General features: G+C 68.8%; 24 protein-coding genes and 1 pseudogene. 9 read left to right on the top strand and 16 right to left on the bottom strand.

Annotation, left to right across the window (positions count from 1 at the left end; all coding sequences use genetic code 11):
• Positions 1–107: 107 nt before the first annotated feature.
• The 11 genes from JVH1_RS22640 to JVH1_RS22590 form a co-directional block, all read right to left on the bottom strand.
• Positions 108–1,067: a helix-turn-helix domain-containing protein gene (locus JVH1_RS22640; protein ID WP_009475630.1), complete on the bottom strand. Its 960-nt coding sequence runs from the start codon at positions 1,065–1,067 to the stop codon at positions 108–110.
• Positions 1,068–1,078: 11 nt separating this feature from the next.
• Positions 1,079–2,377, bottom strand: a complete 1,299-nt coding sequence (gene paaK / locus JVH1_RS22635) for a phenylacetate--CoA ligase PaaK (protein ID WP_009475631.1) — start codon at positions 2,375–2,377, stop codon at positions 1,079–1,081.
• Between the two features lie 32 nt (positions 2,378–2,409).
• Complete coding sequence (paaE, locus tag JVH1_RS22630) at positions 2,410–3,507, bottom strand: 1,2-phenylacetyl-CoA epoxidase subunit PaaE (protein ID WP_009475632.1); 1,098 nt, start codon at positions 3,505–3,507, stop codon at positions 2,410–2,412.
• A 2-nt stretch (positions 3,508–3,509) separates the two neighbouring features.
• Positions 3,510–4,019: a 1,2-phenylacetyl-CoA epoxidase subunit PaaD gene (gene paaD, locus JVH1_RS22625; protein WP_009475633.1), complete on the bottom strand. Its 510-nt coding sequence runs from the start codon at positions 4,017–4,019 to the stop codon at positions 3,510–3,512.
• A 1-nt stretch (position 4,020) separates the two neighbouring features.
• Positions 4,021–4,938 carry a 1,2-phenylacetyl-CoA epoxidase subunit PaaC gene (gene paaC / locus JVH1_RS22620; protein ID WP_009475634.1) on the bottom strand — a complete coding sequence of 306 codons (918 nt, stop codon included), beginning with the start codon at positions 4,936–4,938 and terminating at the stop codon, positions 4,021–4,023.
• An 8-nt stretch (positions 4,939–4,946) separates the two neighbouring features.
• A complete protein-coding gene (gene paaB / locus JVH1_RS22615; protein WP_009475635.1) occupies positions 4,947–5,252 on the bottom strand; it encodes a 1,2-phenylacetyl-CoA epoxidase subunit PaaB in 306 nt (101 codons plus the stop codon).
• A complete protein-coding gene (paaA, locus tag JVH1_RS22610; RefSeq protein ID WP_005250773.1) occupies positions 5,249–6,202 on the bottom strand; it encodes a 1,2-phenylacetyl-CoA epoxidase subunit PaaA in 954 nt (317 codons plus the stop codon). Before paaA ends, paaB begins: the two co-directional genes overlap by 4 nt.
• Positions 6,203–6,288: 86 nt before the next feature.
• Positions 6,289–7,080: an enoyl-CoA hydratase-related protein gene (locus JVH1_RS22605; protein WP_009475636.1), complete on the bottom strand. Its 792-nt coding sequence runs from the start codon at positions 7,078–7,080 to the stop codon at positions 6,289–6,291.
• A 39-nt stretch (positions 7,081–7,119) separates the two neighbouring features.
• Positions 7,120–7,974 (bottom strand): 3-hydroxyacyl-CoA dehydrogenase family protein, encoded by an 855-nt coding sequence (locus JVH1_RS22600; protein ID WP_009475637.1) that lies wholly within the window; start codon positions 7,972–7,974, stop codon positions 7,120–7,122.
• Positions 7,971–8,699: an enoyl-CoA hydratase/isomerase family protein gene (locus JVH1_RS22595; RefSeq protein ID WP_009475638.1), complete on the bottom strand. Its 729-nt coding sequence runs from the start codon at positions 8,697–8,699 to the stop codon at positions 7,971–7,973. Before JVH1_RS22595 ends, JVH1_RS22600 begins: the two co-directional genes overlap by 4 nt.
• On the bottom strand, positions 8,696–9,916 hold the full coding sequence (locus tag JVH1_RS22590) for a thiolase family protein (protein WP_009475639.1): 1,221 nt from the start codon (positions 9,914–9,916) through the stop codon (positions 8,696–8,698). The genes JVH1_RS22595 and JVH1_RS22590 overlap by 4 nt, the downstream gene beginning before the upstream one ends.
• A gap of 159 nt (positions 9,917–10,075) precedes the next feature.
• Between JVH1_RS22590 and paaZ the strand changes: the two genes are divergently transcribed.
• The 3 genes from paaZ to paaI are packed head-to-tail and all read left to right on the top strand — an operon-like array spanning position 10,076 to position 12,850.
• Positions 10,076–12,115 (top strand): phenylacetic acid degradation bifunctional protein PaaZ, encoded by a 2,040-nt coding sequence (gene paaZ, locus JVH1_RS22585; protein WP_009475640.1) that lies wholly within the window; start codon positions 10,076–10,078, stop codon positions 12,113–12,115.
• On the top strand, positions 12,112–12,429 hold the full coding sequence (locus tag JVH1_RS22580; RefSeq protein WP_009475641.1) for an EthD family reductase: 318 nt from the start codon (positions 12,112–12,114) through the stop codon (positions 12,427–12,429). The genes paaZ and JVH1_RS22580 overlap by 4 nt, the downstream gene beginning before the upstream one ends.
• Before the next feature lie 7 nt (positions 12,430–12,436).
• A complete protein-coding gene (gene paaI / locus JVH1_RS22575; protein WP_009475642.1) occupies positions 12,437–12,850 on the top strand; it encodes a hydroxyphenylacetyl-CoA thioesterase PaaI in 414 nt (137 codons plus the stop codon).
• A 32-nt stretch (positions 12,851–12,882) separates the two neighbouring features.
• Here paaI and JVH1_RS22570 read toward each other — a convergent pair whose 3' ends face one another.
• Positions 12,883–17,367 (bottom strand): AAA domain-containing protein, encoded by a 4,485-nt coding sequence (locus tag JVH1_RS22570; protein ID WP_009475643.1) that lies wholly within the window; start codon positions 17,365–17,367, stop codon positions 12,883–12,885.
• 201 nt (positions 17,368–17,568) lie between these two features.
• On the opposite strand from JVH1_RS22570, the pseudogene JVH1_RS22565 reads away from it, so the two are divergent.
• Positions 17,569–17,904 (top strand): annotated as a pseudogene (locus JVH1_RS22565) (beta-mannosidase); the annotation flags it as partial.
• A gap of 10 nt (positions 17,905–17,914) precedes the next feature.
• On the opposite strand, the gene JVH1_RS22560 reads toward JVH1_RS22565, so the two are convergent.
• Positions 17,915–18,526 carry a malonic semialdehyde reductase gene (locus JVH1_RS22560; RefSeq protein ID WP_009475645.1) on the bottom strand — a complete coding sequence of 204 codons (612 nt, stop codon included), beginning with the start codon at positions 18,524–18,526 and terminating at the stop codon, positions 17,915–17,917.
• 75 nt (positions 18,527–18,601) lie between these two features.
• On the opposite strand from JVH1_RS22560, the gene JVH1_RS22555 reads away from it, so the two are divergent.
• Positions 18,602–18,940 carry a helix-turn-helix domain-containing protein gene (locus JVH1_RS22555; protein WP_009475646.1) on the top strand — a complete coding sequence of 113 codons (339 nt, stop codon included), beginning with the start codon at positions 18,602–18,604 and terminating at the stop codon, positions 18,938–18,940.
• A 26-nt stretch (positions 18,941–18,966) separates the two neighbouring features.
• On the opposite strand, the gene JVH1_RS22550 is transcribed toward JVH1_RS22555, so the two are convergent.
• A complete protein-coding gene (locus tag JVH1_RS22550) occupies positions 18,967–19,719 on the bottom strand; it encodes a GntR family transcriptional regulator (RefSeq protein WP_007301678.1) in 753 nt (250 codons plus the stop codon).
• Between the two features lie 31 nt (positions 19,720–19,750).
• A complete protein-coding gene (locus JVH1_RS22545) occupies positions 19,751–20,902 on the bottom strand; it encodes an acyl-CoA dehydrogenase family protein (RefSeq protein WP_371113014.1) in 1,152 nt (383 codons plus the stop codon).
• Positions 20,903–21,082: 180 nt separating this feature from the next.
• Here JVH1_RS22545 and JVH1_RS22540 point away from each other — a divergent pair, with 180 nt between their 5' ends.
• From JVH1_RS22540 to JVH1_RS22530, 3 genes are read left to right on the top strand one after another with little or no spacing between them, the layout of a single operon-like run.
• Positions 21,083–21,931 (top strand): CoA ester lyase, encoded by an 849-nt coding sequence (locus JVH1_RS22540; protein ID WP_009475647.1) that lies wholly within the window; start codon positions 21,083–21,085, stop codon positions 21,929–21,931.
• Complete coding sequence (locus tag JVH1_RS22535; protein WP_009475648.1) at positions 21,928–22,935, top strand: MaoC family dehydratase; 1,008 nt, start codon at positions 21,928–21,930, stop codon at positions 22,933–22,935. The genes JVH1_RS22540 and JVH1_RS22535 overlap by 4 nt, the downstream gene beginning before the upstream one ends.
• 25 nt (positions 22,936–22,960) lie before the next feature.
• Positions 22,961–24,172, top strand: coding sequence for a CoA transferase (locus JVH1_RS22530; RefSeq protein ID WP_009475649.1), 1,212 nt, complete (start codon positions 22,961–22,963; stop codon positions 24,170–24,172).
• A gap of 125 nt (positions 24,173–24,297) precedes the next feature.
• Here the strand turns inward: JVH1_RS22530 and JVH1_RS22525 are convergent, their stop codons facing one another.
• The gene (locus JVH1_RS22525) at positions 24,298–25,398 is read right to left on the bottom strand and encodes a LacI family DNA-binding transcriptional regulator (RefSeq protein ID WP_009475650.1); all 1,101 of its coding nucleotides are present in this window, start codon (positions 25,396–25,398) and stop codon (positions 24,298–24,300) included.
• 174 nt (positions 25,399–25,572) lie between these two features.
• Between JVH1_RS22525 and JVH1_RS22520 the strand changes: the two genes are divergently transcribed.
• Positions 25,573–26,511 carry a dihydrodipicolinate synthase family protein gene (locus JVH1_RS22520; RefSeq protein WP_005250735.1) on the top strand — a complete coding sequence of 313 codons (939 nt, stop codon included), beginning with the start codon at positions 25,573–25,575 and terminating at the stop codon, positions 26,509–26,511.
• The last annotated feature ends 259 nt before the right edge of the window (positions 26,512–26,770 follow it).

The raw sequence follows: 26,770 nt of genomic DNA, 5'->3' as shown, positions 1-26,770 counted from the left end.
GAACCTGGTGTACTCGTGCAGTTCCAGCGGTCCCACTCCTCAGGTCGCGACGACCGTTTCAGTCTGACCTGGAGGGGCGGTGCGGCGCGACCGAATTTCTGCCGCCGTCACGCGGTGGTCGACAGCAGTTCCTGTTCGCGGAAGGCTCGCGGCGAGACCCCGTACGTCTCCTTGAACAGCCGCGAGAAGTGCGACGAGTTGACGAGACCGTACCGGGCACAGATGGTTCCGATGCTGTCGCCGCGGAATCGGATGTCCTTGAGATCGCGGCGGCACTTCTCGAGCCTGCGGTGGCGGATCCATCCGGCCACCGTGTGTCCGTCCGCCTCGAACATCTTCTGCAGATGCCGCGTCGACACGTGGTGGTGGGCCGCCACTGCGGCCGTGTCGAGTGTGGGGTCGTGCAGGTGCGCGTCGATGAACGACTTCACAGCGAGCAGCAACGACGCGCCGGGAGCGGTGGCGTCGGCGGGCGCCTCCGATTGCACCGCGGCACCGAGCAGGTCGAGCACCGCGTCCTCGACGAGGGGGGTTGTCGGCATGGTGCCGGTCACGACGGAGTGGTGGAGGTTCGTCAGGAAAGGCGAGACGAGCGCGCCCATCCCGGTGCTGCCGCGGATGCGGCGCGCCGAGACGGTGCCCAGTTCCCGCGAGGCGATGCGGAGCAGTTCGCGGGGAAACATCAGCACGAACATGCTGAAGTCGCCCGCGAAGTGCAGGTCGTACGGCTTGCTGGTGTCGTAGACGGCGAAGTCGCCGGGCCCGAGCACGGCCTCGCGGTCGTCCTGGACGATGACGCCGCTGCCCGACAGTTGCAGGCCCACCTTCACCAGGCCTGGATCGGACCGCTTGATCGACGTGCGGGTCCGGCGGACGTCGACCGCGTGTCCCCCGACCTCGCTGAGCTGCAACCCGCCGAGCGCGGTGGTGCGCAGGGTCCCGGTGAAGCGCCCCGGTCCGTCCTCCGCCGTGGACACCACGGCGAGCGGGACGAACGCCGTGGAGACGGCCTGACGCCAGTGCTCGAACTGCCCGTCGTCACGCGCGGGCCCACCACCGAGACGCACCTTCGATCACCTCACAGAGCGGAGCGGTTGTCGATCAGTCGACGTGCCTTACCGAGTGAGCGTTCGAGGTCGCCGGGAGCGACGACGTCGACCTTCACGCTCACGCCGATCCTATTCTTCACCAGCTTCTGCAGTTCACCCGCGGCCCGCGCGTGGTCGTCGGTCACGGCGTCCGGACGCGATTCCACCCGCACGGTCAGCTCGTCCATGCGGCCCGGGCGGTCGAGGATGCACTGGAACTGGGGGGCCAGCGCCGGCACCGCCAGGATCAGCTCCTCGATCTGGGTGGGGAAGAGGTTCACCCCGCGCAGGATGATCATGTCGTCGGTGCGCCCGGTGACCTTCTGCATCCGCCGCACCGACCGCGCCGTCCCCGGCAGCAGCCGGGTGAGGTCGCGGGTGCGGTACCGGATGATCGGCATCGCCTCCTTGGTCAGCGACGTGAAGACGAGTTCGCCCTCCTCACCGTCGGGCAGCACCTCCCCGGTGACCGGGTCGATGATCTCCGGGTAGAAGTGGTCTTCCCAGATGTGCAGGCCGTCCTTGGTGTCGACGCATTCCATCGCGACGCCCGGGCCCATCACCTCGGACAGTCCGTAGATGTCGACGGCGTCCATGTTCAGCTGCTTCTCGAGTTCGGTGCGCATCTCCTCGGTCCACGGCTCCGCCCCGAACACACCGGTCCGCAGCGACGTCTTCGACGGGTCGATGCCCTTCTTGATCATCGCGTCGACGATCGTGAGCATGTACGACGGCGTCACCATGATCGCGTCGGGTTCGAAGTCCTCGATCAGCTGGATCTGGCGGTCCGTCATGCCACCGGACATCGGGATCACCGTGCAGCCCAGCCGCTCGGCACCGTAGTGCGCCCCGAGGCCACCGGTGAACAGCCCGTACCCGTACGCGACGTGCACCTTGTCCGTCGGCTTCACCCCACCCGCCCGCAGGCTCCGGGCGATCAGATCGGCCCAGTTGTTCAGGTCGCCCGTGGTGTACCCGACGACCGTCGGGCGCCCGGTGGTCCCGGACGACGCGTGGATGCGCGAAACCTTCTCCTGCGGCACCGCGAACATCTTGAACGGGTAGTTCGCCCGCAGGTCCGCCTTCGCCGTGAACGGGAACTTCGCCAGATCGGACAGGTCCTTCAGGTCACTCGGGTGCACACCGGCGTCGTCGAACGCCTTCCGGTAATGCGGAACGTTGTTGTACGCGTGGAGAAGTGACCACTGCAGACGTTCGAGTTGCAGCGACGAGATCCGGTCGCGCGTGGCGAACTCGATGTCCTGCGAGGGGGTGGCGATACTGGTCATTCTAGTCTCCGGGGTGTGCGGGCTGGGTATGTTCAGGCGTCGAAATCGACGGTCACGTTGTCGCTGACCGGGAAGGTCTGGCACGTCAGCACGAAGCCGGAGTCGACCTCGTAGTCCTCGAGCGCGTAGTTGCGGCGCATGTCCACGTCACCGCACGTGATCTTGGCGCGGCACGTTCCGCAGACGCCGCCCTTGCAGGCAAACGGAAGGTCCGAGCGGTACTTCTCGGCGGCATCGAGGATCGACTCGTCCCGCGGCAGCGTCGCGGTGGTCGAGCGACCGTCCAGGACGAGCGTCACCTCACTGCTCGGCCCGGTGACGCCGGGTTCGCGGTGGGTTTCCATGGGCGGGGGCACGTCGTCGACGAAGAACAGTTCGTGATGCACGCGGCTCTTGTCGATCTGCAGGTCGCCGAGAACGGTCTCGGCGTCGGTGACCATGCCGTACGGGCCGCAGAGCCAGAAGTGGTCGATATCGGCCACGGGGACCACGGCGTCGAAGATGGCGCGGAGCCGGTCGGCGTCGAGACGGCCGGTGAACAGTTCGACCTCGCGGGGCTCGCGGGACAGGACATGGATGATGTCGAAGCGCGACCCGTACGTGTCCTTGAGGTCGGCGATCTCCTCGGCGAACATCACCGAGCGGGTGCGCCGGTTGCCGTATAGGAGAACGACTTCGGCCTCCGGGTTGGCGAGCATCGACGCGGCGATCGACAGCATCGGCGTGATGCCCGATCCGGCGGCGATCAGTACGTGGCGACCGCCGGCCGCCGGGTCGGCGACGAACGTTCCGCTCGGACCCTGCACCTCGATCCGATCGCCGGGGCGGACGTCGCGCACGAGCCACGTCGAGAACAGACCGTCGGACACCTCGCGCACACCGACCCGCGGCGCGGAACCGGAAGGCGCGCAGATGGAGTACGAGCGGCGGTGTTCGACGCCGTCGATCGTCCGCCGCAGCGTGAGCGACTGTCCGGGACCGAACGCGAACTCGTCGGCGAGCTCGGCTGGAACGTCGAACGTGACCGCGACCGCGTCGTCGCACAGGGATTCGACGTCGGCGACGGTGAGGGTGTGAAACGCCCTGTTGCGCAACACCGCACCGGGTTTCGGGGAGACCGCTGTGGTCATGGTCAGATTTCCTTCACGTGATCGAAGGGCTCGAGGCAGTCGAGGCACCGGTAGAGCGCCTTGCACAGCGTCGCCCCGAATTCCGAGTCGAGCCGGGTGTTCGCCGAGTGGCACTTGGGGCATGCCACGGGTCGCGGCTTGACGGTGAGCGTCAACGGCACCGGACCCGATGTGCGTCGCGGTGCGGGACCGGGTGTCGAGTAGCCGTTCTCGCGGAGCTTGCGCAGCCCGTTCTCGCTGATCCAGTCCGTGCTCCACGGCGGCGAGAGGACGGTCCTGACCTCGACGCTGCCGAACCCGGCGTCCTGCAGGGTGTGCTCGATGTCGTCCCGCATGGTGGCCATCGCGGGGCAACCGGAATAGGTGGGGGTGATGGTCACGACCACCGACCCGTCGGCGTATTCCTCGACGTCGCGAAGCACACCGAGATCGGCGAGCGTGAGCATCGGCATCTCGGGGTCGAGCACGGATTCGGCGAGGCGACGGGCGTCGCTGCGCACGGCGGTTGTCATGTCACCACACTCCTTCGGGGTGCGCCCGGGCCACGCTCTGCATCTCGGCGAGCAGCAGTCCGAGCGACTCGGTGTGCAATCCCTGCCGGCCTGCCCGGCCGCCGACGGTGCCGACGGTCCGGCCGGTCGGTGCGGTGAGCTCGGCGGCGCGCAGCACCTGCTCGAGCACGGAGTCGAATTCCTCACGCACGTCCCGCGGGTCGACGCCCACCCCCACCGCCGCGAGCGCGAGTTCCTCGGTGGTCGGGACGAACAATTCCTCGACATACGGCCACACGTGGGTGAACGCCGCTTCCATCCTGGTCTTCGACTCCTCCGTGCCGCAGCCGAGCGTCACAGCCCAGCGGGCCGCGTAGTCGCGGTGGTAGGTGAGTTCCTTGACGCCCTTCACCGCGACCGCCGCGAGGACCGGGTCCCGGGACGTGCGGAGACGATCGAACAGCGCGAGACGCCACGTCGAGAACACCAGCAGTCGCGTGATCGACTGAGCGAAGTCGCCGTTGTCGAGTTCGGCCAGCCGGGTGTTGCGGAACCGATTCTCGTCCCGGAAGAACGCGAGCGCGTCCTCGGCGGGAATGGGGCTCGTCTCCGAGATGTACGGCACGACCGACGGGTCCGCCGCGGCCGCCCGGGCGAGCAGCAGTCGCGCCTGACCGAGCAGGTCGAGTCCGACGTTCGCCAGCGCCACCTCCTCCTCGAGTTCCGGTGCGCGCGTGCTCCACTCGGCGAGACGCTGCGAGCTGATCAGTGCATCGTCACCGAGCATCAGGCAGTAGCCGGCCAGCGCGGAGAGGTCGACGTCCTCCGGAACCGTGGTGTCGACACCCGCGAGGGGGTCGTCGAAGCTGGTGCCGAACGCCCACTGGCCGTGGCTGTCTTCGTCGACGAGGCCTTCGTAAGCATTGTCGTGGTCGGTCATCGTCAGCCTCACATGTGGGGAACGTTGTCGGGGATCTCGTAGAACGTGGGGTGCCGGTACACCTTGTCGCCGCTGGGCGCGAAGTAGGGATCCTTCTCCGACGGGCTGGAGGCCACGATCGAACTGGACCGCACCACCCAGATGCTCACGCCCTCGTTGCGGCGGGTGTAGACGTCCCGGGCGTGCCGGACGGCCATCTCGTCGTCGGCGGCGTGCAGAGATCCGACGTGAACGTGGTTGAGTCCGCGCTTGCCGCGCAAGAACACCTCGTACAGGGGCCAGTCCGCGCGCACTGCGTTGTCGTCCGTGCTCATCGTGCGTTCTCCTTGCTGCTCTCGCGGCGGGCGAAGGCCGTCGCGGCCTCCCGCACCCACGCCCCGTTCTCGTGTGCTGCCCGCCGGTTGGCGACGCGCTCGACGCTCGATGCGCCGTTGCCCTTGATCACCTGCATGAACTCGCTCCAGTCGGGCTCACCGAAGTCGTGAGCGCCGCGCTCGGCGTTCCACTTCAGGTCCGGATCCGGGAACGTCACGCCGAGCACCTCGGCCTGCGGGATGGACATGTCGACGAACCGCTGACGGAGTTCGTCGTTGGTGTGCCGCTTGATGCGCCACTTCATGGACTGCTCGGAGTTGGGCGACTGATCGTCCGGCGGTCCGAACATCATCAGCGCCGGCCACCACCAGCGGTTCACCGACTCCTGCACCATCTCGCGCTGGGCGTCGGTGCCGCGCATCATCGTCATCAGCAGTTCGAAGCCCTGACGCTGGTGGAACGACTCCTCCTTGCACACCCGGATCATCGCCCGCGCGTACGGTCCGAAGGAGCTGCGGCACAACGGGACCTGGTTGCAGATCGCGGCGCCGTCGACGAGCCAGCCGATCACGCCGACGTCGGCGTAGGTCAGCGTCGGGTAGTTGAAGATCGAGGAGTACTTCTGCTTGCCTTCGATCAGCTTCTCGGTGAGGTCGGCGCGATCGGCTCCGAGCGTCTCGGCGGCCGAGTACAGGTACAGGCCGTGCCCGGCCTCGTCCTGAACCTTCGCCATGAGGATCGCCTTGCGGCGCAGCGACGGCGCGCGGGTGAGCCAGTTGCCCTCCGGTTGCATGCCGATGATCTCCGAGTGCGCGTGCTGCGCGATCTGCCGGATCAGCGTCTTGCGGTAGCCGTCGGGCATCCAGTCCCTCGGCTCGACCCTCTGGTCGGCCGCGATGGTGTCATCGAAGAGCTCTTGCAGCTCATCGGAAGCGTGTGACGTGGTCATATGTCCTACCTCTATTACCGAATGATCGGTTGGTATCAAGTATGCATGTCAGCCCCCGCCCACACAAGGGCGGGAGCCGAATTACGTCAGTGGCCTTCGAAGGCGGGCGTGCGCTTCGCGAGGAACGCGTCGACCGCGCTGCGGTGATCCTTCGACCGGCCGAGTTGCTCCGCGGCCTCACGCTCCCGCTCGAGCGCCTCCGACAGCCCGGTCGACGCCGCCGAGACCAGCGCCTTGACCTGCGCATACGCCGCCGTGGGACCGTCGGCCAGCTTCCGCGCCAGCGCGGCGGCCGCGTCCCCGAGTTCGGCATCGGGCACCACCCGGTGCACCAGCCCCCAGTCCAGCGCCTGCGCCGCCGTGAACCGGTCGCCGAGCATCATCAGCCCGGTCGCCCGGCTCGGTCCGAGCGCCTGCACCAGGGTGTGACTCAGCCCGGAGTCACCGGCCAGCGCGATCCCCGTGAACGCCGTGGCGAACTTGGCTCCCTCCCCCGCGATCCGGATGTCGGCGGCCAGGGCGATGCCCAGCCCCGCCCCGACACAGGCGCCGCCGACCGCGACGACGACCGGGACGCGGACCGCGGCCAGCGCCCGGAGCAGCGGATTGTAGTGCTCGGCGACGGTGTCCATCGCGTGCGCTGGGTCCGCCTCCAGCCCGGCGACGTGCTCGGCCAGGTCCTGGCCGACACAGAAGTTCTTCCCCTCCGCCTGCAGCAGCAGGGCGCGCACGCTGTCGTCGGCGGCGACCTTTTCCACCGCCGTCAGCAACTGTTCCTTCACCGCGCGGTCCAGGGCGTTGGACGCGCCCGCACGGCGCAGGGTGATGGTGGCCAGTCCCGCGTCCACGGAAAGTCCGACCACGTCGTCAGTGCTCATGAGAATGTGCCTCCTGCTGGTTGTGGTGTGGGTGGCCCGTCAGGACCAGGTGAAGAACCCCTGGCCGGTCTTGCGGCCGAGTTCGCCCTTGGTGACCTTCTCGCGCAGCAGCGCGGGCGGCGCGAACCGGTCGCCGAGCGTCTTCGCCAGGTGCTCGGCGATCGCGAGCCGGACGTCCAGTCCGACCAGATCGGTGGACCGCAGCGGTCCCATCGGGTGGCGATAGCCGAGTTCCATGGCCCGGTCGATGGACTCGGCGTCGGCGACGCCTTCCTCGAGCATCCGGATCGCCTCGAGCCCGAGGCACACGCCGAGACGGCTGGTCGCGAAGCCGGGAGAATCGTTGACCAGCACCTCGGTCTTGCCGAGCTGGGCGACCCACTCCCGGACCTTCTCGACGACGCCGGCATCGGTGGCCGGAGCGCGGACGATCTCGACGAGCGTCGACGCCGGAACCGGATTGAAGAAGTGCATGCCGATCAGCCGGGCCGGGTCGCCGAGGGCACTGCCGAGTTCGGCGATCGAGATCGAACTGGTGTTGCTGGCGATTACCGTCGTGGGCGACACCGTCTTCTCGACGAGCGAGAGCACGGATAGCTTGAGGTCGACCAGTTCGGGCACCGCCTCGACCACCAGATCCAGGGCCGGCGGGAGCGCATCGGGGGCGGCCACCGTGGAGACCCGTCCGAGGATCGTCGCGGGATCGACGTCGCCGAGCTTGCCGCGTTCGTGCGCGCGGTCGAGTCCGTCGGACACCCGCTTCACGGCCGCCTCCCGGTCGCCGCTCTCGGCGATGATGACGGTGGAGCCGAGGGTGGCGAAGACCTGTGCGATACCCGCGCCCATCCGGCCGCCGCCGACCACTCCGACGTTCTTCGGTGCTGTGCTCGTCATTTCTTCTTCTCCAGAAAGGCAGTCATGCGGTCGTGTTTGTCGCGGCTCTCGAACAGCACCGCCTGCGCGATGTCGTCGGCGAACGGGTGCGAGCCCGGTGCGTCGACGATCATCTTCGTGAGCTTGAGCGCCAGCGGCGCCGATCGGGTGATGCGGTCGATGACCTTGTGCGCTGCATCGATGTGCTCGCCGGGTGCGACGACACTCATCACGAGTCCGCTGCGCAGCGCGTCCTGCGCGTCGAGGTTCCGGCCGCCGAGCAGAACCTGTTTGGCGACGGACGTGCCGACCAATTCGGGCAACCGGTAACTGGCCCCGGCCGCGGCCATGATGCCCAGCCCCGGCTCCGGGTTCCCGAAGACCGCGGTCTCGGTGGCGATGCGGATGTCACAGGCGTAGGACAGTTCGGCGCCGCCGCCGAGCGCGTACCCGCTCACCGCGGCGACGGTGGGCATCGGCAGCTTCGCGATGCGGTCGAACAAGTTGCGGTTGATGCCGGCGAACGCCTCGTCGCGGCCGCGCTCACGCAGTTCGGCGATGTCTGCGCCGCCGGCGAAGTGATCGCCCTCGCCGGTCAGCAACATCGGCTTCGGCGTCGCCTCCAGCGACGCGCACACCTGGTGCAGTTCGCCGATCATCTCCGCGTTGATCGCGTTGCGCTGTGCGGGACGATGCAGCGTGACCACCATGCGGTCGTCGCGGTCCTCGATCTTCAGTGTGTTCACGGCGCCTCGATCAACATCGCGACGCCCTGGCCGACGCCCACGCACAGCGTGGCCAGTCCGCGGCGGGCGCCTTCGCGTTCCATCCGGCCGAGCAGCGTCAGCAGGATCCGCGCACCCGAGCAGCCCAGCGGGTGGCCGAGCGCGATGGCGCCGCCGTCCGCGTTGACGATCGACTCGTCGAGCTTCAACTGCCGGATCACCCCGAGCGACTGCGCCGCGAAGGCCTCGTTGAGTTCGGCGGCGCCGAGGTCGGAGATCGACCAGTTGGCGCGGGCAAGGGCCTTGCGGGTGGCCGGGACCGGCCCCAGACCCATGACGTTGGGGGCGATACCCGCGCTGGCGCTGGTGACGATGCGGCCGCGGACGGTCAGGCCGTACTTCTCCACCGCCGCCTCGCTCGCGACGACCAGGGCCGCGGCGCCGTCCGAGAGGGAGGAGGACGAGCCGGCGGTCACGATGCCGCCGGTGCGGAACACCGGTTTCAGCGAACCCAGCTTCTCCAGAGTGGTTCCCCGCCTGGGGGTTTCGTCGGCGGTCAATTCACCGTCGCGCACCGGCACGGGCACGATCTCGCGCTCGAACCGGCCGGCGTCCACCGCCGCGATCGCCCGCTCCTGGCTGCGCAGCGCGAAGGCGTCGCTCTCGGCGCGGGTGATGCCCTCGAGCGCGGCGACCTCCTCGGCCGTCTCGCCCATCGACAGCGTCACCTTGCGGACGTCCGGTCCGGCCCCGGCCGGAACGTCACGGTCTGTCGCGGTGAACCGCGGGTTCGTGAAGCGCCAGCCGAGCGAGGTGTCGGCCACCTCCCCCGGACGTGCCCACGGGGTGCCGGGCTTGGCCATCACCCAGGGTGCGCGGGTCATCGATTCGACGCCGCCGGCGATCACGATGTCGGCCTCGCCGCTGCGGATGGTGTGCGCGGCGGACGCGACGGCGGTCAGACCGCTCGCGCACAGGCGGTTCACCGTGTAGCCGGGAACGCTGTCGGGCAGGCCCGCGAGCAGCACGGCCATGCGGGCGACGTCCCGGTTGTCCTCGCCGGCCTGGTTGGCGGCCCCGAGGATCACCTCGTCGACGGCGTCGCCCGGAATTCCGGCCCGGCGGGCGGCCTCGGCCACGACGAGACCGGCAAGGTCGTCGGGGCGCACTCCTGCGAGCGCTCCGCCGTATCGACCCTGCGGGGTACGGGCTCCGTCCACCAGAAACACTTCGGCCACAGTCTTCTCCTTCACGGGGGTGCCGTCTATTAATAACCGAATCTTCGGTCGGTACGCAAGGGGAGGTGATGGACGAAAAGTTGCGATGCTCCCTTGACAACCAGCGGCGGAAGCGACGATTCTGTTAACCGACCGAACGTACGGTGAAATGGAGTTGTCGTGAGCAAGTTACTGGAAAGCTACGCCGCCGGACGCTGGTACACCGCGCCGGACGAAGGAACGCCGCTGCTGAGCGCGGTCGACGGCTCCGAGGTGGCGCGCATCTCCGCGACCGGACTCGACCTCGGCGAGATGGTGACCTACGCCCGCGAGGTGGGCGGAGCGGCGCTCGCGAAGCTGACCTTCCACGAGCGTGCCGCTGTCCTCAAGGCGCTCGCCCTCACCCTCATGGCGGGCAAGGAGGAGTTCTACGCCCTCTCCACCTCGACCGGCGCCACCAAGCGCGACTCCGGCGTCGACATCGACGGCGGCTTCGGCACCCTCCTCAGCTATGCCGGCAAGGCCAGGCGGGAACTGCCCAACGACACCGTCTACCTCGACGGCGCGTTCGAGCAGCTGGGCAAGAAGGGCACGTTCCTCGGCCAGCACGTCTACACCTCGCGCCGCGGCGTGGCCGTCCAGATCAACGCGTTCAACTTCCCGGTGTGGGGCTTCCTCGAGAAGCTCGCCCCCGCGTTCATCGCCGGCGTCCCGTCCATCGTCAAGCCTGCGAGCCAGTCGGCCTATCTCACCGAACTCGTGTTCCGTCGCATCATCGAGTCCGGGCTGCTGCCCGAGGGTTCGGTCCAGCTGCTGTCGGGCAGCGCCCGCGGGCTGCTCGACCACCTCGGTGGGCAGGACTCCGTGGCGTTCACCGGATCCGCCGACACCGCGGCCACCCTGCGAGCGCACCCGAACGTCGTCGGTGAGGGCGTCCACTTCAACGCCGAGGCCGATTCGCTCAACGCGTCGATCCTCGGCTCCGACGTCGAACCGGGCAGCGAGGAATTCGACCTCTACGTCAAGCAGCTCGTCACCGAGATGACGGTGAAGGCCGGCCAGAAGTGCACCGCCATCCGGCGCGCCTTCGTGCCGTCGGCGTTGATGGACGACGTCATCGCCGCTGCCGAGGCCCGGCTGTCGCGCGTCGTGGTCGGCGCCCCCGACGCCGAAGGCGTCACGATGGGTGCGCTCGCCAGCCTCGAACAGCGCGACGAGGTCCTGAAATCGCTCCGCGGCCTGACCAAGTCGGCGCAGATCGTGGTCGGCGACCCGGAGAACTTCGACGTCGTCGGCGCCGACAAGGCGACGGGCGCGTTCCTGCCGCCGATCCTGCTGCGCTCCGACGACAAGGACGCCACCGAACCCCACGACATCGAGGCCTTCGGTCCCGTCAGCACCGTCATCGGATACGACAGCACCGACGAGGTCATCGAACTCGCCGCCCGCGGCAAGGGCAGCCTCGTCGCCTCCCTCGTCACCCGTGATTCCGCACTCGCCCGCGACATCGTGCTGGGCCTCGCCCCGTTCCACGGCCGCGTCCTCGTCCTCAACCGCGACGACGCCAAGGAATCCACCGGCCACGGCTCACCCCTGCCCGTCCTCGTGCACGGCGGCCCCGGACGCGCGGGCGGCGGCGAGGAACTCGGCGGTATCCGCGGCATCCTGCACCACATGCAGCGCACCGCGGTCCAGGCCACCCCCGACATCCTGACCGCGGTCGGAAACAAGTGGGTCACCGGTTCGCAGCGCAACGACGACGGCGTCCACCCGTTCCGGAAGAACCTTGCGCAGTTGCGGATCGGCGACACCATCGTCGGCGGCCCCCGCCAGGTCACCCTCGCCGACATCGACCACTTCGCCGAGTTCACCGGCGACACGTTCTACGCCCACACCGACCCCGAGGCCGCGGCCGCGAACCCGCTGTTCGGCGGCATCGTCGCCCACGGATACCTCGTCGTCTCCCTCGCCGCCGGTCTGTTCGTCGAACCGAATCCCGGCCCCGTCCTCGCCAACTTCGGCGTCGACAACCTCCGGTTCCTCACCCCCGTCAAGGCCGACGACAGCCTCACCGTCACGCTCACCGCGAAGCTCATCACGCCGCGCAGCAGCGCCGACTACGGTGAAGTCCGTTGGGATGCAATCGTCGTCAACCAGGACGGCGATCCCGTCGCAACGTACGACGTACTCACCCTCGTCGCCAAAGGAGAAAACGCATGAGCTTCAAGGTCGCCGTCTGTTACGGCCAGCCCGATGACCCCGAGGCGTTCGACGCCTACTACCGCGACACCCACATGCCGCTGGCCCGCAAGATCCCCGGCCTGACCGACTTCACGTGGGGCAAGTGCAGTGCCCTCGACGGCGGGACGCCGCCGTACTACGCGGTCGCGAGCCTCGTCTTCCCCGACGCCGACACCATGAAGTCCGGGTTGCAGTCCGAGGAGATGAAGCAGGCAGGCAAGGACGTCCCCAACTTCGCCACCGGCGGCGTCACCATGTACGTCCAAGAAGAAGAATCCGTCTACAACCAGTAGGAGAACCATGACTGTCGACGCGTCCGCGGAATGCCGCATCGCGCGGAAGATGTTCGAAGCCGACAACGCGTCCCAGGCGCTCGGCATCGAGATCCTCGAGCTCAGCCCCGGCCACGCAGTCGCGTCGATGGTCGTGGGTGAGACCATGGTCAACGGCCACGGCATCACTCACGGCGGGTTCGTGTTCACCCTCGCCGACACCGCATTCGCGATGGCGTGCAACGGATACGACACGCCCGCCGTCGCCGCCCGTGCCGACATCCGGTTCCTCACCTCCACCCGCCTCGGCGACACGCTCGTCGCCGAGGCCGTGGAACGGGCCCGCTACGGGCGCAACGGCATCTACGACGTCACCGTCCGGTGCGGCGACGACGTCATCGCCGAGTTCCGCGGCGACAGTCGTGCGCAGCCGCGCCCGTGAGTACTTGTTAACCGCGGGACGTTAATAAGTACTCACGGGTGCGAAGCGCTTACGGGGGCCGCGTGCTTTCCGCGCTCGGACGCGGCGGCGTCGCGCGCGGCCCGCTCGGCGGCGGCCGCCTCGATGGCGATCGCGTGATCCACCGCGTGCGGCGCGATGCCCAGGTTGTCCAGCGTCTCCCACAGACTCGACAGGGCCGCCTTCGGGTCGAGGTAGTACTCCGACTCGCGGACGCGCCAGAATGTCCAGCCGCACCGTTTGAGTTCCTGCTCGCGTTCGAGGTCCGCGATCCGCTGTTCCGGGGTGGTCGAGAACGCGTCGCCGTCGCATTCGACGGCGAGTCTCATGGTGCCACCGGTGACGACGAGATCGATGCGCCGATTGTTCACCTCGACTTGCGAATTGACGTGGTAGCCGCGTTCGGCGATGTCGTTGAACACGCGCTGCTCGAGCAGATTGTCGAACGGCGGGATCCGGACGTCGCGGTCGACGTCCTGCGGCATGGGGTCGGCCGGCGCCGGCGACGTCGACATCATGTAGCTGAGCAGGGAGTTCCGCAGGTCGGCCCGCTTCAGTTCGTCGACGGTCACGGAGTGGAACAGCCACAGCTGGTCCTGCGCGCGTGACGCCGCGACGTTGAACCGTCGCTTGTACTGGTTCGCTGTCAGCGGTGCGAAGTTCTGCTCGGGTCCCACGACCATCGACAGGAAGACGACGCTTCGTTCGTCGCCCTGGAAGTCGGGCGGCGTCCCGACCCGCAGTCGCCGCTGCTCCCACTGTTCGATGCCGATGCGTTTGACGAGTTCGGTCCGGATGGCATCGACCTGGGACTGCCCCTGCAGCACGACGATTCCGAACGTCTTGCCGTCGTAGCGGGGGTCGACGAGGCATTCGATGAGCTGGTCGACGAGGGCGGCGGCCTCGACGTGGTTGGTGAGCGTCGCATCCTTGCCCGACACGGTGGCGTCGGATACGTACGTATGTTTCAGCGGCGGAAGCCGGTCCGCGCCGAACTGCCGCACCGGGACCAGCGGCAGTTCGCCGTAGAACTGGGTGCTCGACCAGTTGATGATCTCGGGCATCGAGCGGAAGTGCTCGCGGAGCCGGACCACCTGCCCGAAGCTGGTGCGCAGGATCGAGAACAGGCTCGACCGCGGCGTGAGTGTGGCCTGGACGTACTCCGGAAGATCCGGCAGGTAGGCGTCGAGCCGGGTGAACACGTCGTCGAGGGTGCCGGTGGTGGGGATGTCGGCGGGTGCGCACTGCTTGTCGTCGCCGACGACGATCACCCGCGGCGCCAGCCACAGCAGGAACAGGTTGGTGATGTCGGCCTGGCTCGCCTCGTCTACGATGACCACGTCGAAGCTGCCCGGCACGGGCGGGATCGACGCGAGGACCTGTTGCAGCGGCATCACCCACGCGGGCACCGCGCCCTGCGCCTCACCCATCGCGGATCGTGCTGCGCTGCGGTACTTCTCGGCGTACTTACCAGCACCGGCGCCGATGCTGGAGATGTGCTCGCGGTACGTCTGCAGCGCCCGCACCTGATCTGCCGTCAGGTGTTCGAGGCAGTCGCGCCAGGCGGTGGCCGCCGCGAGCCGCGCGGTCAGGTGCGCGAGATCCGCGTCGGCGGCGTTGAGTTCGGCTTCCAGTTCCTGTTCACGACCGGCACGGTGCTGCTCGGTGACCCATTGGCGGGCACGGCGCCACGCCCAGGCCTCCGACATCTGCCAGCTCATCTCGTCCCACTCGGTGAGCGCCGCCGTCCTGCGCACCAGTTCGTACAGCGCCGGGGCGACGGGTGAGAGTTTGTCGGACAGTTCGTCGAACAGCCGCTGATCCTGCTGCTCGACGCGGGCGATCGCGTAGCGGCTGAGGGCATCCGACAGGGCCTCGTCGTCGGCCTGATCGAGTGCCGCCACCAGGGCGGTGCCTTCCGGCGACGGTCCCGCGTCGACCGCCGTGGAGACGGCCGAGACGATGGCGTCGAGTTCCGCACGGGCACTGTCCACGTCGGCTCGGGTGGTGATCGCCTCTGCGGCCCCGGCCACAGCGACGGCGTCCGCGAGAGTGCGGATCCGCGGCGCGTTCGGGGACAGCGCGAACAGTTCGCGTGCCAGCGCGTCGCGCGCGACGAGGAGGGCGCGCACGCGGGCCACCCGGCCGACGATCATGTTGAGGCTGTCGACCTGGACGGCACGGGAGCCGTTCATGTCCACCGGAATCCGAAGGTCCGCCAGCAGGGTGGCGGCGGTCTGCGCGGCGTCGTGGGCGCGCAGGTGCTCGGTCACGAGCCGCACGGTGGCGGCGGTCGTGGCGGGTACACCGTCGACGGTGGCGTCGAGGCCGAGTTCTTCGACGGCCTTCTGCTCGTCGCTGCGACGGAAGCGCGTCTTCCACTCGACGGCGCCGGATTCCATCGCGACGGCGAGTGCACCGATCGCCTGCAGGGCGGGTCGGGTCATGACGGCGCACTGGACGTCGTGCGCGCCGATGTAGCGGTCGGCGGCCGCAGCCGCCTCGACGATCGCGGGCAGGGCGTCCAGACGACCCCACAGGTGCGTCGCCCGGCCGGAGAGGACGGTGTCGGCGAGGCTCTGGAACTGGCCGTCGAGGTCGAGGACGTCGTATGCCCGCGCCTGCAGTTCCTTGCAGTGCCGGCGAACCGTGTACGCGGTCCCGGGGTCGACGCCCCCGAGGACCTCGAGCAGATGCGCCGTCTGCGGGGTGTCGATGGGGACACTGGTCGAGGCCCGCGAGCAGAGCCGTTCGAGTTCGGCCCGGTTGGGCAGCAGCGAGTCGAGCGCGGGAAGCGTCTGACGGGACCGCTGCGCCCGTTCGGGGGACGCCGTCACCGACAGCCGGCGCAGTGTCTCGACCTCGGTGCCGCTGAGGGGCGGCTGCTCGCTCAGCAGCGGACCGGGAAGCCACTCGAAGGCGTCCTGCAGGCCCATGACCTTGCGGACGATGGTGGCGGCGGTGCCCTCGTAGCCGTCCGCGACAGCGTCGTGGAGGTAGGTCTCGGACTCGCGCAGCGCCTTCACCTGCTCGAGCACGACGGCCCGCTTCTGCACGGCCTCGTCCCGCTGGGCACGGAGATCGGCGATCTTCTGGCCCTCGCTGTGCGGGTTGAACGACGACTTCCGTTCGGCGATCGTCGCGACACTGCGGGTGAGCTCGTCGGAGCCGCCGCGGGACAGGTCGGTGATGGAGACGCACAGTTCCTGCATCTCGGGCGGAAGCTTGTCCCTCAGCACCCGGAGCGCCTGCGCCTTCTCGCTCGTGACGAGCACCCGCTGGCCGCGCGCGAGCAGCGCCGACACCAGGTTGGCGATCGTGTGAGTCTTGCCCGTGCCGGGCGGGCCTTCGACCACCACTCCGCTGTCCCCGCCGAGCCGCTCGATGATCTGCGACTGCTCGGCGTTGGCCGGGAGCGGGAAAAGCGGGTCTTCGGCGAGCGTCGACGAGGTGGCGGCGCCGGTGCGCTCGAGCCACGACAGCCGGTCTGCCGGTTCGATCGCCTCGACCAGCTGCGCGAGCCCGAGCGGAACGGTCGCGCCGTCGCGTTCGAGGTGGGAGATCATCTGCTCGTAGTATTCGACCAGCGCGAAGGCACTGCGTTTGCGCAGGACCAGGGCGGGCGACAGCGTGAGGGTGCCGTCGGCGTCGGCGTCGGCGTCGGGCGGCCGGACGGTCTCGCGCGTCGTGACCGTCGTCATCAGCGACTTCGGCGCCCACTCCGCGAGCAGTGCGCGAACGCCGTCGCCCAGGGGCGACGCGGCGGTGTCCTGCAGTTGCTTCTGCAGCGGCATCGCGTGCGCGCTGTCGTAGACGTCGAGTCCGGTGAACAGCTGGGAGTCTTCGAGCCGGGGCTGGGAGCCCGCGATCAGCCGTACCAGCAGGTCGCCGGTCCGGGGATCGCGGTGGATGCTCGCCGACTGGGTGACCAGGTGGGTCTTGACGCCGTCCGGGCCTGCGCCCGTCAGGGTCAGCAGACCGGACGCGACGACGAGTTCGATCGACTCGGGTCGGGCGTTCAGCTCCTGCAGCATCCGCTGCAGCGACTGGTACAGATCGGCGTGCGGACGACGCTCACGGTCTGCCTTCGCCCACGTCTGCCAGCGCGGCACGTACGCGTCGAACGCCTGCCGGACGTCGTACGCGCGGCGCACGTCGTATTCCTCGTCGGAGTCCTCGGCGTAGGCGTCGGACGCGTTCAGTTCGAGGTCGGAACGCGAGCTGTCGGAGCGGGCCGCCGTGTCCACCCAGCCGGCCAGGACCGTGGGCAGTTCCGGCGGATCCTCGACGCCGATGAGGGGCACGCGCAGAACGATGTCGCCCTGCGCGGCGTCGGAATCGAGTTGGATCGTCCGACCCTCCTGATGCAGCCATTCGACCTGTTCGTGCTGGTCGACGCGGAGAACCGGCTTCGTGCGAGCCCTGACGATCTCGCGCAGGAACTGCAGCAGGCGCTGGACGCGGCCTGCGAGCTCGGCGTCGTTTTCGGGACTCGACAATGTAAACCTCTGCGAATTCTCGGTGATGACGTGCGCTTGCCCCCGCCGTGCACACTATCGGGTCGAGGGGGTGAAGTTCGAGGCGTCATCCCCTGGCAGAGGGACTGGACGGTCGCTCGAGGTGCCGGGACGGACCCCCGTTGGTACCGACCGGTCTCTACTATTCATCCAGGACGGGTTCCGCGGATCACGACCCTCGCCGCGGTGATCGCGACCGTCGCACTGACTGCGGGGTTCACCGGCGGCGGCCAGTGCGGAACCCGGGGCGACGAGTACCAATTCGTTTCGGCGTCACCGCATGTCGACGTCGCGCAGTATCACGACTACGGCGCCGACGGCGTTCCGCTGCCCGGCGATCAGTGGAACGGCCTCGCCCGGCGCCTCGAACAGGCTGCGGCACTGGGCGAACCGCTCCTGTGGGCGTTCGCGCCCGGCCCCCGGCCCGCCGACTGCACCTATGGCCTCCGCCCGCCGACAAGGGGCGTGGTGGGCCAGTTCGGGAGCTGGGGATCCGGCACCGCCCCCGACGACACGTAGACGTGGATCGTCAGGCCCAGGAGACGGATTCTTCCGGGTCGAGCCTGGGCAGCCGGTCGAACCAGGGGTTCTCGCCCGGGTGGCCGATGTTGACCACGAGGGTCGAATGCCACTGGCCGTCGGGGAAGAATTCCTTGTCGATACCGTCGGCGTCGAATCCGGCCATCGGGCCGGCCGCCAGACCCAGCGAGCGCACGGCGAGGATGAAGTAGCCGGCCTGGAGGGCGGCGTTGAAGTCCCCGGTGTGCTTGCGCATCGGTTCGTTCGCCTCGAACACGTCGCGGAGTTCGGGACGGAACGGCAGCAGCGCCGGGATGTGGTCGTGGAAACGTGGGTCGACCGCGAGGACGGCGACGGCGGGCGCCGAGGCGGTCTTCGCCCTGTTGCCCTCGTTCATGTGCTCGACCAGACGAGCGCGGCCCTCGTCGGTGCGCACGAACAGGACCCGGAGCGGCTGCGTGTTGGCCGCCGTGGGCGCCCAGCGCGCGAGTTCCCAGATCTGCGCGAGTTCCTCGTCGCTCACCGGCGTCGGAGCGAAGCTGTTGGCGGTGCGCGCCTCCGTGTAGAGCAGCGCCCGTGCCGCCTCGTCGAGTCCTCTACCTGTAGAGATTGCGTGGCTCATCGACTCCCTTTCTGCTTGTTACTTCTAAAATACTAGCTGCAGGGCCGATGCTAGCACCATTGATAGGGTGGAGGTGTGGCTGACGACGGCGAAGTGACGCACGAACCCCGTGCCTGCGACGCGGCACTCGCTCGCGCCTTCACGTTCCTCGGCAAGCGCTGGAACGGTGTGATCCTCGGCGTGCTGATGGAGGGACCGTCCACGTTCTCCGAGTTACGCCGCGGAGTGGGCGGTATCAGCGATTCGGTGCTGTCCGACCGGCTCGCCGAATTGGCCGCGGCCGGACTCGTCCTGCGCTCCGTGGAGGAGGGCCCACCGGTCTCGGTCGCGTACGAACTCACGCCGGCCGGCCGGGCGCTCCTGCCGTCCCTGAACGCCCTGACAGCCTGGGCGCGCGAGAATCTGCCGGCATAGCCGGATTCAGACGAGGACGCGGACGGTCAGCGTCCGCCGCGTCGCAGGGTCACGCGATACGTGTAGTGCTCGGGCAGGAAGTAACTGACAGCCAACTCGACGGTCCGCCCCTCCGAATCGGAGTAGAGGCGGTCCACCCGCAGCATCGAATGGCCCTCGGGGCAGCCGAGTTCGCGGGCCACGTCCGCGGGGGCGGGCGCGACCGTGATCGATTGCGCCGCCTCGACGATGGGGCTGCGCAGGTGCGGCTCCAGCAGACCGATGATCGTGTACGCGCTGACGGCGCCCTCGGACATCTCGGGCGCGTCGACGACGAGCCGGGCGATCTCGTCGGGAAGGTACACGGTGGTCAGTACGAACGGGGTGTCGTCGTGGCGTCGCCGGAACACGACCGTGTGGACGAGGTCCGTGTCGAGGCGGAGCCTGCTCGCGGCCTCGATGTCGACCCGGCGGCGCAGCGGGGAGACCACCTCCATGGTCGTGTCCGTGGACAGATTCATCAGATCCTCGATCGACCCCAGCTGACGCAGGTATCGGCCGTCGGATTCCGCGGCGAACGTCCCGCGCCCCGGGACCCGGTAGACGATGCCCTCGGCTACCAGGTCCTGGAAGGCGCGTCGCACGGTCTGCCGGCTCACGCCGTGCTGTTCCGCGAGCTCGAATTCGGTAGGGAGCTTGAGGCCGCCGCGGTACTTGCCCGCGGCTATGTGCTCACGGAGCTGCTTCGACACCAGCTGGTACGCCGGCTCCGTCTCTCGTTCTCGTTCCCTACCGTTCATCGCGCACCGATCCTACGTGCAGGTTGCCGGACTACAGACCGCCCCGCGATACGAGTTGCGAGACGATGACGTTGCGTTGGATCTCGTTGGTGCCCTCGCCGACGATCATCAACGGGGCGTCCCGGAAGTACCGCTCGACGTCGTACTCGGTGGAATAACCGTAGCCGCCGTGGATGCGCACCGCGTTCAGGGCGATGTCCATCGCCACCTCGGACGCGTACAGCTTCGCCATCCCGGCCTCCATGTCGCACCGGTCACCGCTGTCGTACTGCTCGGCCGCGTGCCAGGTCAGCTGCCGGGCCGCGGTCAGCTTGGTCGCCATGTCCGCCAGGTAGTTGCCGATCGACTGGTGCTTCCAGATCGGCTTGCCGAAGCTCTCCCGCTGCTGCGCATACGCCAAAGAGTCCTCGAGCGCCGCCGTCGCCACACCCAGGGCCCGGCAGGCCACCTGGATGCGGCCGGTCTCGAGGCCCTTCATCATCTGCGCGAACCCCTTGCCCGGGGTGCCGCCGAGGACCGCGTCCGACGAGATCCGGTAGTTGTCGAACGACAGCTCACACGTTTCGACGCCCTTGTAGCCGAGCTTGGGCAGATCCCGCGACACCGTCAGGCCGGGACCGTGCTCGACCAGGACGATCGAGATGCCCTTGTGCTTGGGGGTCGCGGCCGGATCGGTCTTGCACAGCAGCGCGATCAGCCCGGACCGGCGGGCGTTGGAGATCCACGTCTTCGAACCGGTGATCACCAGGTCGTCGCCGTCGGTCTTGGCGTTGGTGGACATCGCCTGCAGATCCGACCCGCCGCCGGGCTCGGTCAGCGCCATCGTGGCCCGGATCTCGCCGGTCGCCATCTGCGGCAGGTACCGGCGCTTCTGCTCCTCGGTGCCGTACAGCGACAGCAGCTTCGCCACGACGGTGTGCCCGCCCATCGCCCCGGCCAGGCTCATCCACCCGCGGGCCAGTTCCTGGGTCACCTGCGCGTAACAGGGCATCGACACCGGTGATCCGCCGTACTCCTCCGGGACCGCCAGACCGTAGATCCCGATCTGCTTCATCTGCTCGATCCACTTCTCGGGGTACTCGTTGGCGTGCTCCACCGCCTGCACCGTCGGCTTCACGTCGCGGTCGACGAAGGCGCGCACCGTCTCGACCAGGTACGCCTCTTCCTCGTTCAGCTTGCCCATCACTCCACCTCGCACTCGCACAACATTTGTACGGCCATAATCCGACAATGTCTGTTTAATGTCAACGATCGGTCTTGACATGACGGCTACGCCGCTGCCAGCATCAGCAGCGCAGCCCTACCGGGCTGGCCGTACATATCCAGCCCGAACCGGGCTCCCGGACCCTAGGAATGAAGCATCGTGCAGAACCTCACCCGCAGGCGCGCCGTTCTGGTGGCCCCCGGATCCGACGAACGCAAGGCCGTCAAGGCGCTCGCGTCGACCGCCGACGAGGTGGTCCTCGACCTCGAAGACGCCGTCGCCCCGGCAAGGAAGGCCGACGCCCGCGACCTCGTCCGCCGTCTCGTGCGCGAGTCCGCCGGTTCCCGCGCCGTCTCGGTCCGCATCAACGCGCTGACCACACCGTGGGCCGAGGACGACCTCGCCCTGTGCGCTTCCCTCGGCGCCGTCCTCACGAGCATCGTGGTTCCCAAGGCGGAGACGGCGCAGGATCTGGCCCACGCCGATCAGGCTCTCGCCGGTACCGACATCGGGTTGCAGGCTCTCGTCGAAACTCCGGTCGGGGTGCAGAACATCGGCGACATCACCCGGTCCGTGGCCCGGCTCGAATCCGTCATCATCGGCTACGCCGATCTCGGGGCGGCCCTCGGCCGTTCCCGCTCCGCCCTCCCCGAACACTGGCTCGCGATCCAGGACGGCGTCCTCGTCGCCGCCCGCGCAGCCGGCATCCAGGCGATCGACGGACCGTTCCTCGGTATCGCCGACGACGACGCCTTCCGCCACTCGGCCGCATGGACCAGCGCGCTCGGGTTCGACGGGAAATGGGTCATCCACCCCGCCCAGGTCGAATCGGCCGCGTCGGCCTTCACCCCCACCGACACCGCAGTCGAGGACGCGCGCCGCGTGATCGACGCACTCGCCGCCGCCGAGGCCGCGGGCAGCGGGGCCGCGCAACTCGACGGGCAGATGCTCGACGAGGCCGTCGCGGTGGCCGCACGACGGGTCCTCGCCCAGGTAGGTGCGCAGTGACGATCACGCAGACATACGTCGGTGGACCGTACTTCGACGAACTCGAAGTGGGGCAGGTGTTCGACACCGCCCCCGCCGTCACCCTGACCAGCGGCCTCGCCGCCGCCCACCAAGCCATCCTCGGCGACCGCCTGCGGCTGCCCCTCGACGCGCACCTGTCCCGGGCCGTCACCGGATCCGCCGACGCCGTGGCGAATCCCGGCCTCGTCTGCGACGTCGCCATCGGACAGTCCACGCTCGCCACGCACCACGTGAAGGCCAACCTGTTCTACCGCGGCCTCCGCTTCCACCACTTCCCGCACCTCGGCGACACCCTGTACACCCGCACCGAAGTGGTGGGCCTGCGCGAGAATTCGGCGAAGCCCGGACGCAAACCCACCGGGCTGGCGGCACTCCGGATGACGTCCACCGACCAGGACGGCCGCACCGTCCTCGACTTCTACCGCTGCGCCATGCTCCCGCTGAGCGAGAACCCCGACGAGGACCGCGTCCGCAAGTCCGACGACCTGTCCGCGATCGGTCCGCAGACGGAGCAGTCCTTCGCCGCACCCGAGGGCTGGGACCTCGACCGCTACCGCGACAAGGTTCCCGGACAGCACTTCTCGACCGACCTCGCCGGCACCGTCTTGCGGAGCAGCGGCGACGTGGTCTCGAGCGCCCCCGAACTGGCGCGCCTCACCCTCAACATCGCGGCCACCCATCACGACGAACGGGTCGGTGCGGACGGGCGGCTCGTCTACGGCGGGCACACCATCGGCATCGCGCTCGGGCAGGCCACGCGCGCCCTGTCCAACCTCGTCACGGTCCTGGGCTGGAAGTCCTGCGACCACACCGGTCCCGTCCACGAGGGCGACACCCTCACCAGCGAACTCGAGGTCGAGAGCGCCGAGGCGTTGCCCGGCGGTGGCGGAGTTCTGCATCTGCGTTCACTCGTGTTCGCGCACAACGCCTCAGCGTCCGACGTTCCCGTCCTCGACTGGCGTTTCACCGCCCTCATGGCCTGACCTCCACCATCAAGGAGCTTCTCTCGTGACTGCCCACACTCCCCTTGCCGGACTTCGGATCGTCGAGGTCTCCAGCTTCATCGCGTCGCCCCTGTGCGGGCTGACGCTGTCTCAACTGGGGGCCGAGGTGATCCGGGTCGACCCCATCGGCGGCTCCGCCTGCTACAAGCGCTGGCCAGTCACGAGTGACGGTGAGAGCATCTACTGGACCGGTCTCAACCGCGGCAAGCGGTCCGTGGCCGTCGACATGCGCAGCCCCGAGGGGCAGCAGCTCGTCCAGCAACTGGTCGCGGCCCCCGGTGCGGGTGGCGGAATTCTCGTCACCAACTCCGGTGGTCGTGACTGGCTCGCCCACGACGCGCTCAGGGCCCTGCGCTCCGACGTCATCACCCTCGAAGTCCTCGGTGGCTCCGACGGTTCGCCTGCCGTCGACTACACCGTCAATGCGGGGCTCGGTTTCCCGTCCATCACCGGTCCCACCGATCATGCCGGCGTCGTCAACCACGTCCTGCCCGCGTGGGACGTGGTGTGTGGGCTGTATGCCGCGCTGGCCGTCGCGGCCGCCGTCCGGCACCGCGACGCCACCGGCGAGGGCACCCACATCCGCCTGCCGCTCGAGGACGTCGCGCTCGCCACCGCCGGCACGCTCGGTTACCTCACCGAAGTCCAGATCAACGGCACCGGCAGGCCGGCGACCGGAAACTCCGTCTACGGCACGTACGGAACGGATTTCACCACCAGCGACGGCGAACGGTTCATGATCGTCGCCCTCACCCCCCGCCACTTCCGTGACCTGGTCGCGGTCACCGGAACCACCGCCGCCGTGGAGGCACTCGCCACCGCACTCGACGTCGACTTCGCGCGCGACACCGATCGCTTCACCTACCGCGACGTCCTCACCGCCCTGTTCGCCCGCTGGTTCCGCGAACACACCGCAACCGAAGTGGCCGAGGCACTCTCGAAGACGTCCGTGCTCGCCAAGCGCTATCGCACCTTCGAGGAAGTCGTGAAGTCCGGTGAACTCGAGAAGAACCCGATGTTCGCCCCCCTCGACCAGCCGCGCATCGGCACCTACCTCGCCTCCGGGCACCCCGCGTCGTTCGACGGCCACCACGCCACCGTCGCACCCGCCTCCGCAGTCGGCGACGACACCGGCAGCGTGCTCCGGGACCTCCTCGGGAGCTCCGACTCCGACATCGCCAAACTCCTCGACAGCGGCATCGTCGGGGGGAAGTGACTCAGGGACGTTTGTCGTACCGGATACTCGCAGGCGGTCGCGCGTCCCGCGGTGTCTCGCGTTCGTTCGGATGTACCGGTCGGGGCTTGCCATCGGCCCGCGTCCGTACGGCCTAGCTCCGACCTCTACGAGCGTCCTTCACTTCTCGTGGCACCGGCCGCGGTCGGCGCCGGGCCCGGCGCGATCGTGGCGCGGTGCGATCCGGACGAGCGCCGCGGGATCAGGGTGGGCATCGCGCGCCGGATCGGATCGTCGACGGGGGTGGTGGCGAGCATCAGATCGAGTGCGGTGGCTGCGATCTGGTCGAACGGGGTGCGCACCGAGGTGAGCGGGACCGGAAGACGTTGCGACAGTGGGATGTCGTTGTAGCCGACCAGGGCGACGTCGTCGCCGACGGTCAACGAGCATCGGTGCGCGGCGGCCATGACTCCGAGCGCGAGGTTGTCGTTGGCGGCGAAGACGGCGGTCGGACGGGACGCGGAGCGGAAGAGCCGGTTCCCGGCCTCCTCGCCGTCCTCGATGCCGAACGTCGTTTCGACGATCCACTCGGGCACTTCCGCGATTCCCGCTTCCCGCAGCGCCTTTCGTGCCCCGGCCAGACGACCGACGGCGGTGGACGCGAACAACGGGCCCGACAGGACGGCGATGTCGGTGTGCCCGAGGTCGATCAGATGGCGGGTGGCGAGATAGCCGCCCGCCTCGTCGTCGCCGACCGAGGACGGACTGATCCCGTCGGTCCTGAGCACCAGCGCGTGCGGCACGCCGCGCTCCCGGAGCTCGCGCGGCAGGGGGTCGTCGCGCCGGCTCGAGGCGACGATCAGGCCGTCCACGTTCCGGGCGAGCAGCGTCCTCGCCGCGTCGGACTCGTCGGCGGGGTTGTCCCCCGTCGTCGCGACGACCGTGAAGTAGCCGAGGCGGGTCGCGGCCCGGCTGATCGCCTCGTACATCAAGGCCATGACGGTGTCGCTCAATCGTGGGACGAGGACGCCGATCGTCGCGGTCTGCCCGCGGCGCAGGCTGGAGGCGAAGGTGTTGCGCCGGTAGCCCAGCTGATCGGCCACCGCCCGCACTCGTTCGGCGGTCGCGGAGCGGGACGGCGGCACGCGATCGTCGAGCACTCGGCTGACGGTCGAGGTACTCACACCCGCTGCGTCCGCCACTTCACGCAGCGTCACGACGTGCTTACCGTCCCGCGCCCGCTGGGGCGCGCTCCCATTGGCTTCCATGGTCTTCCTCTCTACCGCCTCGGCCCGGCCCTCCGCGCGTGAGGTAAGGCCTGATCACATCCGATTCGGAACGTGACCCTTGACACAGACACGATCGTATCGCACGATGAAATCGTTCACGGGAACGTTCCCGGGAACGTTTGCAAAAGTCTCCTTCGATGGAAAAGAGCGATCATGAGCACACTCGACCTCCGCGGCCTCACCCCGGCGCCGGTGACGCCCTTCACCCGTGACGGCGACGTCGACTACGACGCCATCCAGCGCCTCGGCTCGTGGCTCGGCAGTGTCGACGGCGTCAAGGGCCTGGTCGTGCTCGGCCACGCCGGCGAGGGCACATTCCTCACCCAGGACGAGCAGGTTCGCGTCATCGCCGCTTTCAAGGACTCCGTCGACGGCCGGTTGCCGATCATCGCCGGCATCACCGGCGAAGGCACCGCGGTCTCCGTGGAGGAGGCCCGCCGCGCGGTCGACGCGGGCGCCTCGGCCGGCCTCGTGTACCCCTCCCACGGATGGCTGCGGTTCGGTTACCAGGACGGCGCCCCGCAGGATCGGTACAAGGCGATTCACGAAGGGTCCGGGCTGCCGCTGATCCTGTTCCAGTACCCCGACGCCACCAAGGCCACGTACAACCTGGACACCCAGCTCGAGATCGCCGCCCAGCCCGGTGTGTTCGCCACCAAGAACGGTGTGCGGAACATGCGCCGCTGGGACCGTGAGATCCCGGTCCTGCGCCGCGAGAACCCCGACCTGCAGATCCTGAGCTGCCACGACGAGTACCTGCTGCACACCATCTTCGACGTCGACGGCCTGCTGGTCGGCTACGGCGGACTCGCGCCCGAGCCGCTGGTCGAACTCATCGCGGCAGGCAAGGCGAAGGACTACCCCGCGGCCCGGGCCATCCACGACCGCCTCCTGCCGGTGACGGCGAACGTCTATCACCGCGGCTCGCACATGGAAGGCACCGTCGCCCTCAAGGAAGGCCTCGTCGCCCGTGGAATCCTCGAACACGCCACCGTGCGCTCACCGCTGCTGCCACTGGCCGAGGGCGCAGGTGCCGAAATCGCCGCTGCGCTGCAGTCGGCCGAGCTGACCTCGGTCGTCGCCCACGCCTGACCCCGCTCGACCCGTCACCTCGGATTCACCGAATCCGCCGCACGCGGTGCCACCGCGTCGCGTGCCGGTTCTGCCGCCCGGCCCGGACACCCCGGGCCGGCCGGCACTGCCCGCAGCAGACCCGGCCCACTCCCGGCCGCAGGTTCCGTTCGCCCCTTCCGAGCCGGCAGCGTCGGATGACCATCGTCAGTTGCGCCACACTCCTCATCTGCGGTTCGAACACCAGAAAGTAGGCTCATCGATGAGTACATCAGCCGAT

It is taken from the genome of Rhodococcus sp. JVH1 (assembly GCF_000280725.2).
Taxonomy (GTDB): Bacteria; Actinomycetota; Actinomycetes; order Mycobacteriales; family Mycobacteriaceae; genus Rhodococcus_F; species Rhodococcus_F jostii_A.
This window is presented reverse-complemented; position numbering and strand designations above follow the sequence as displayed.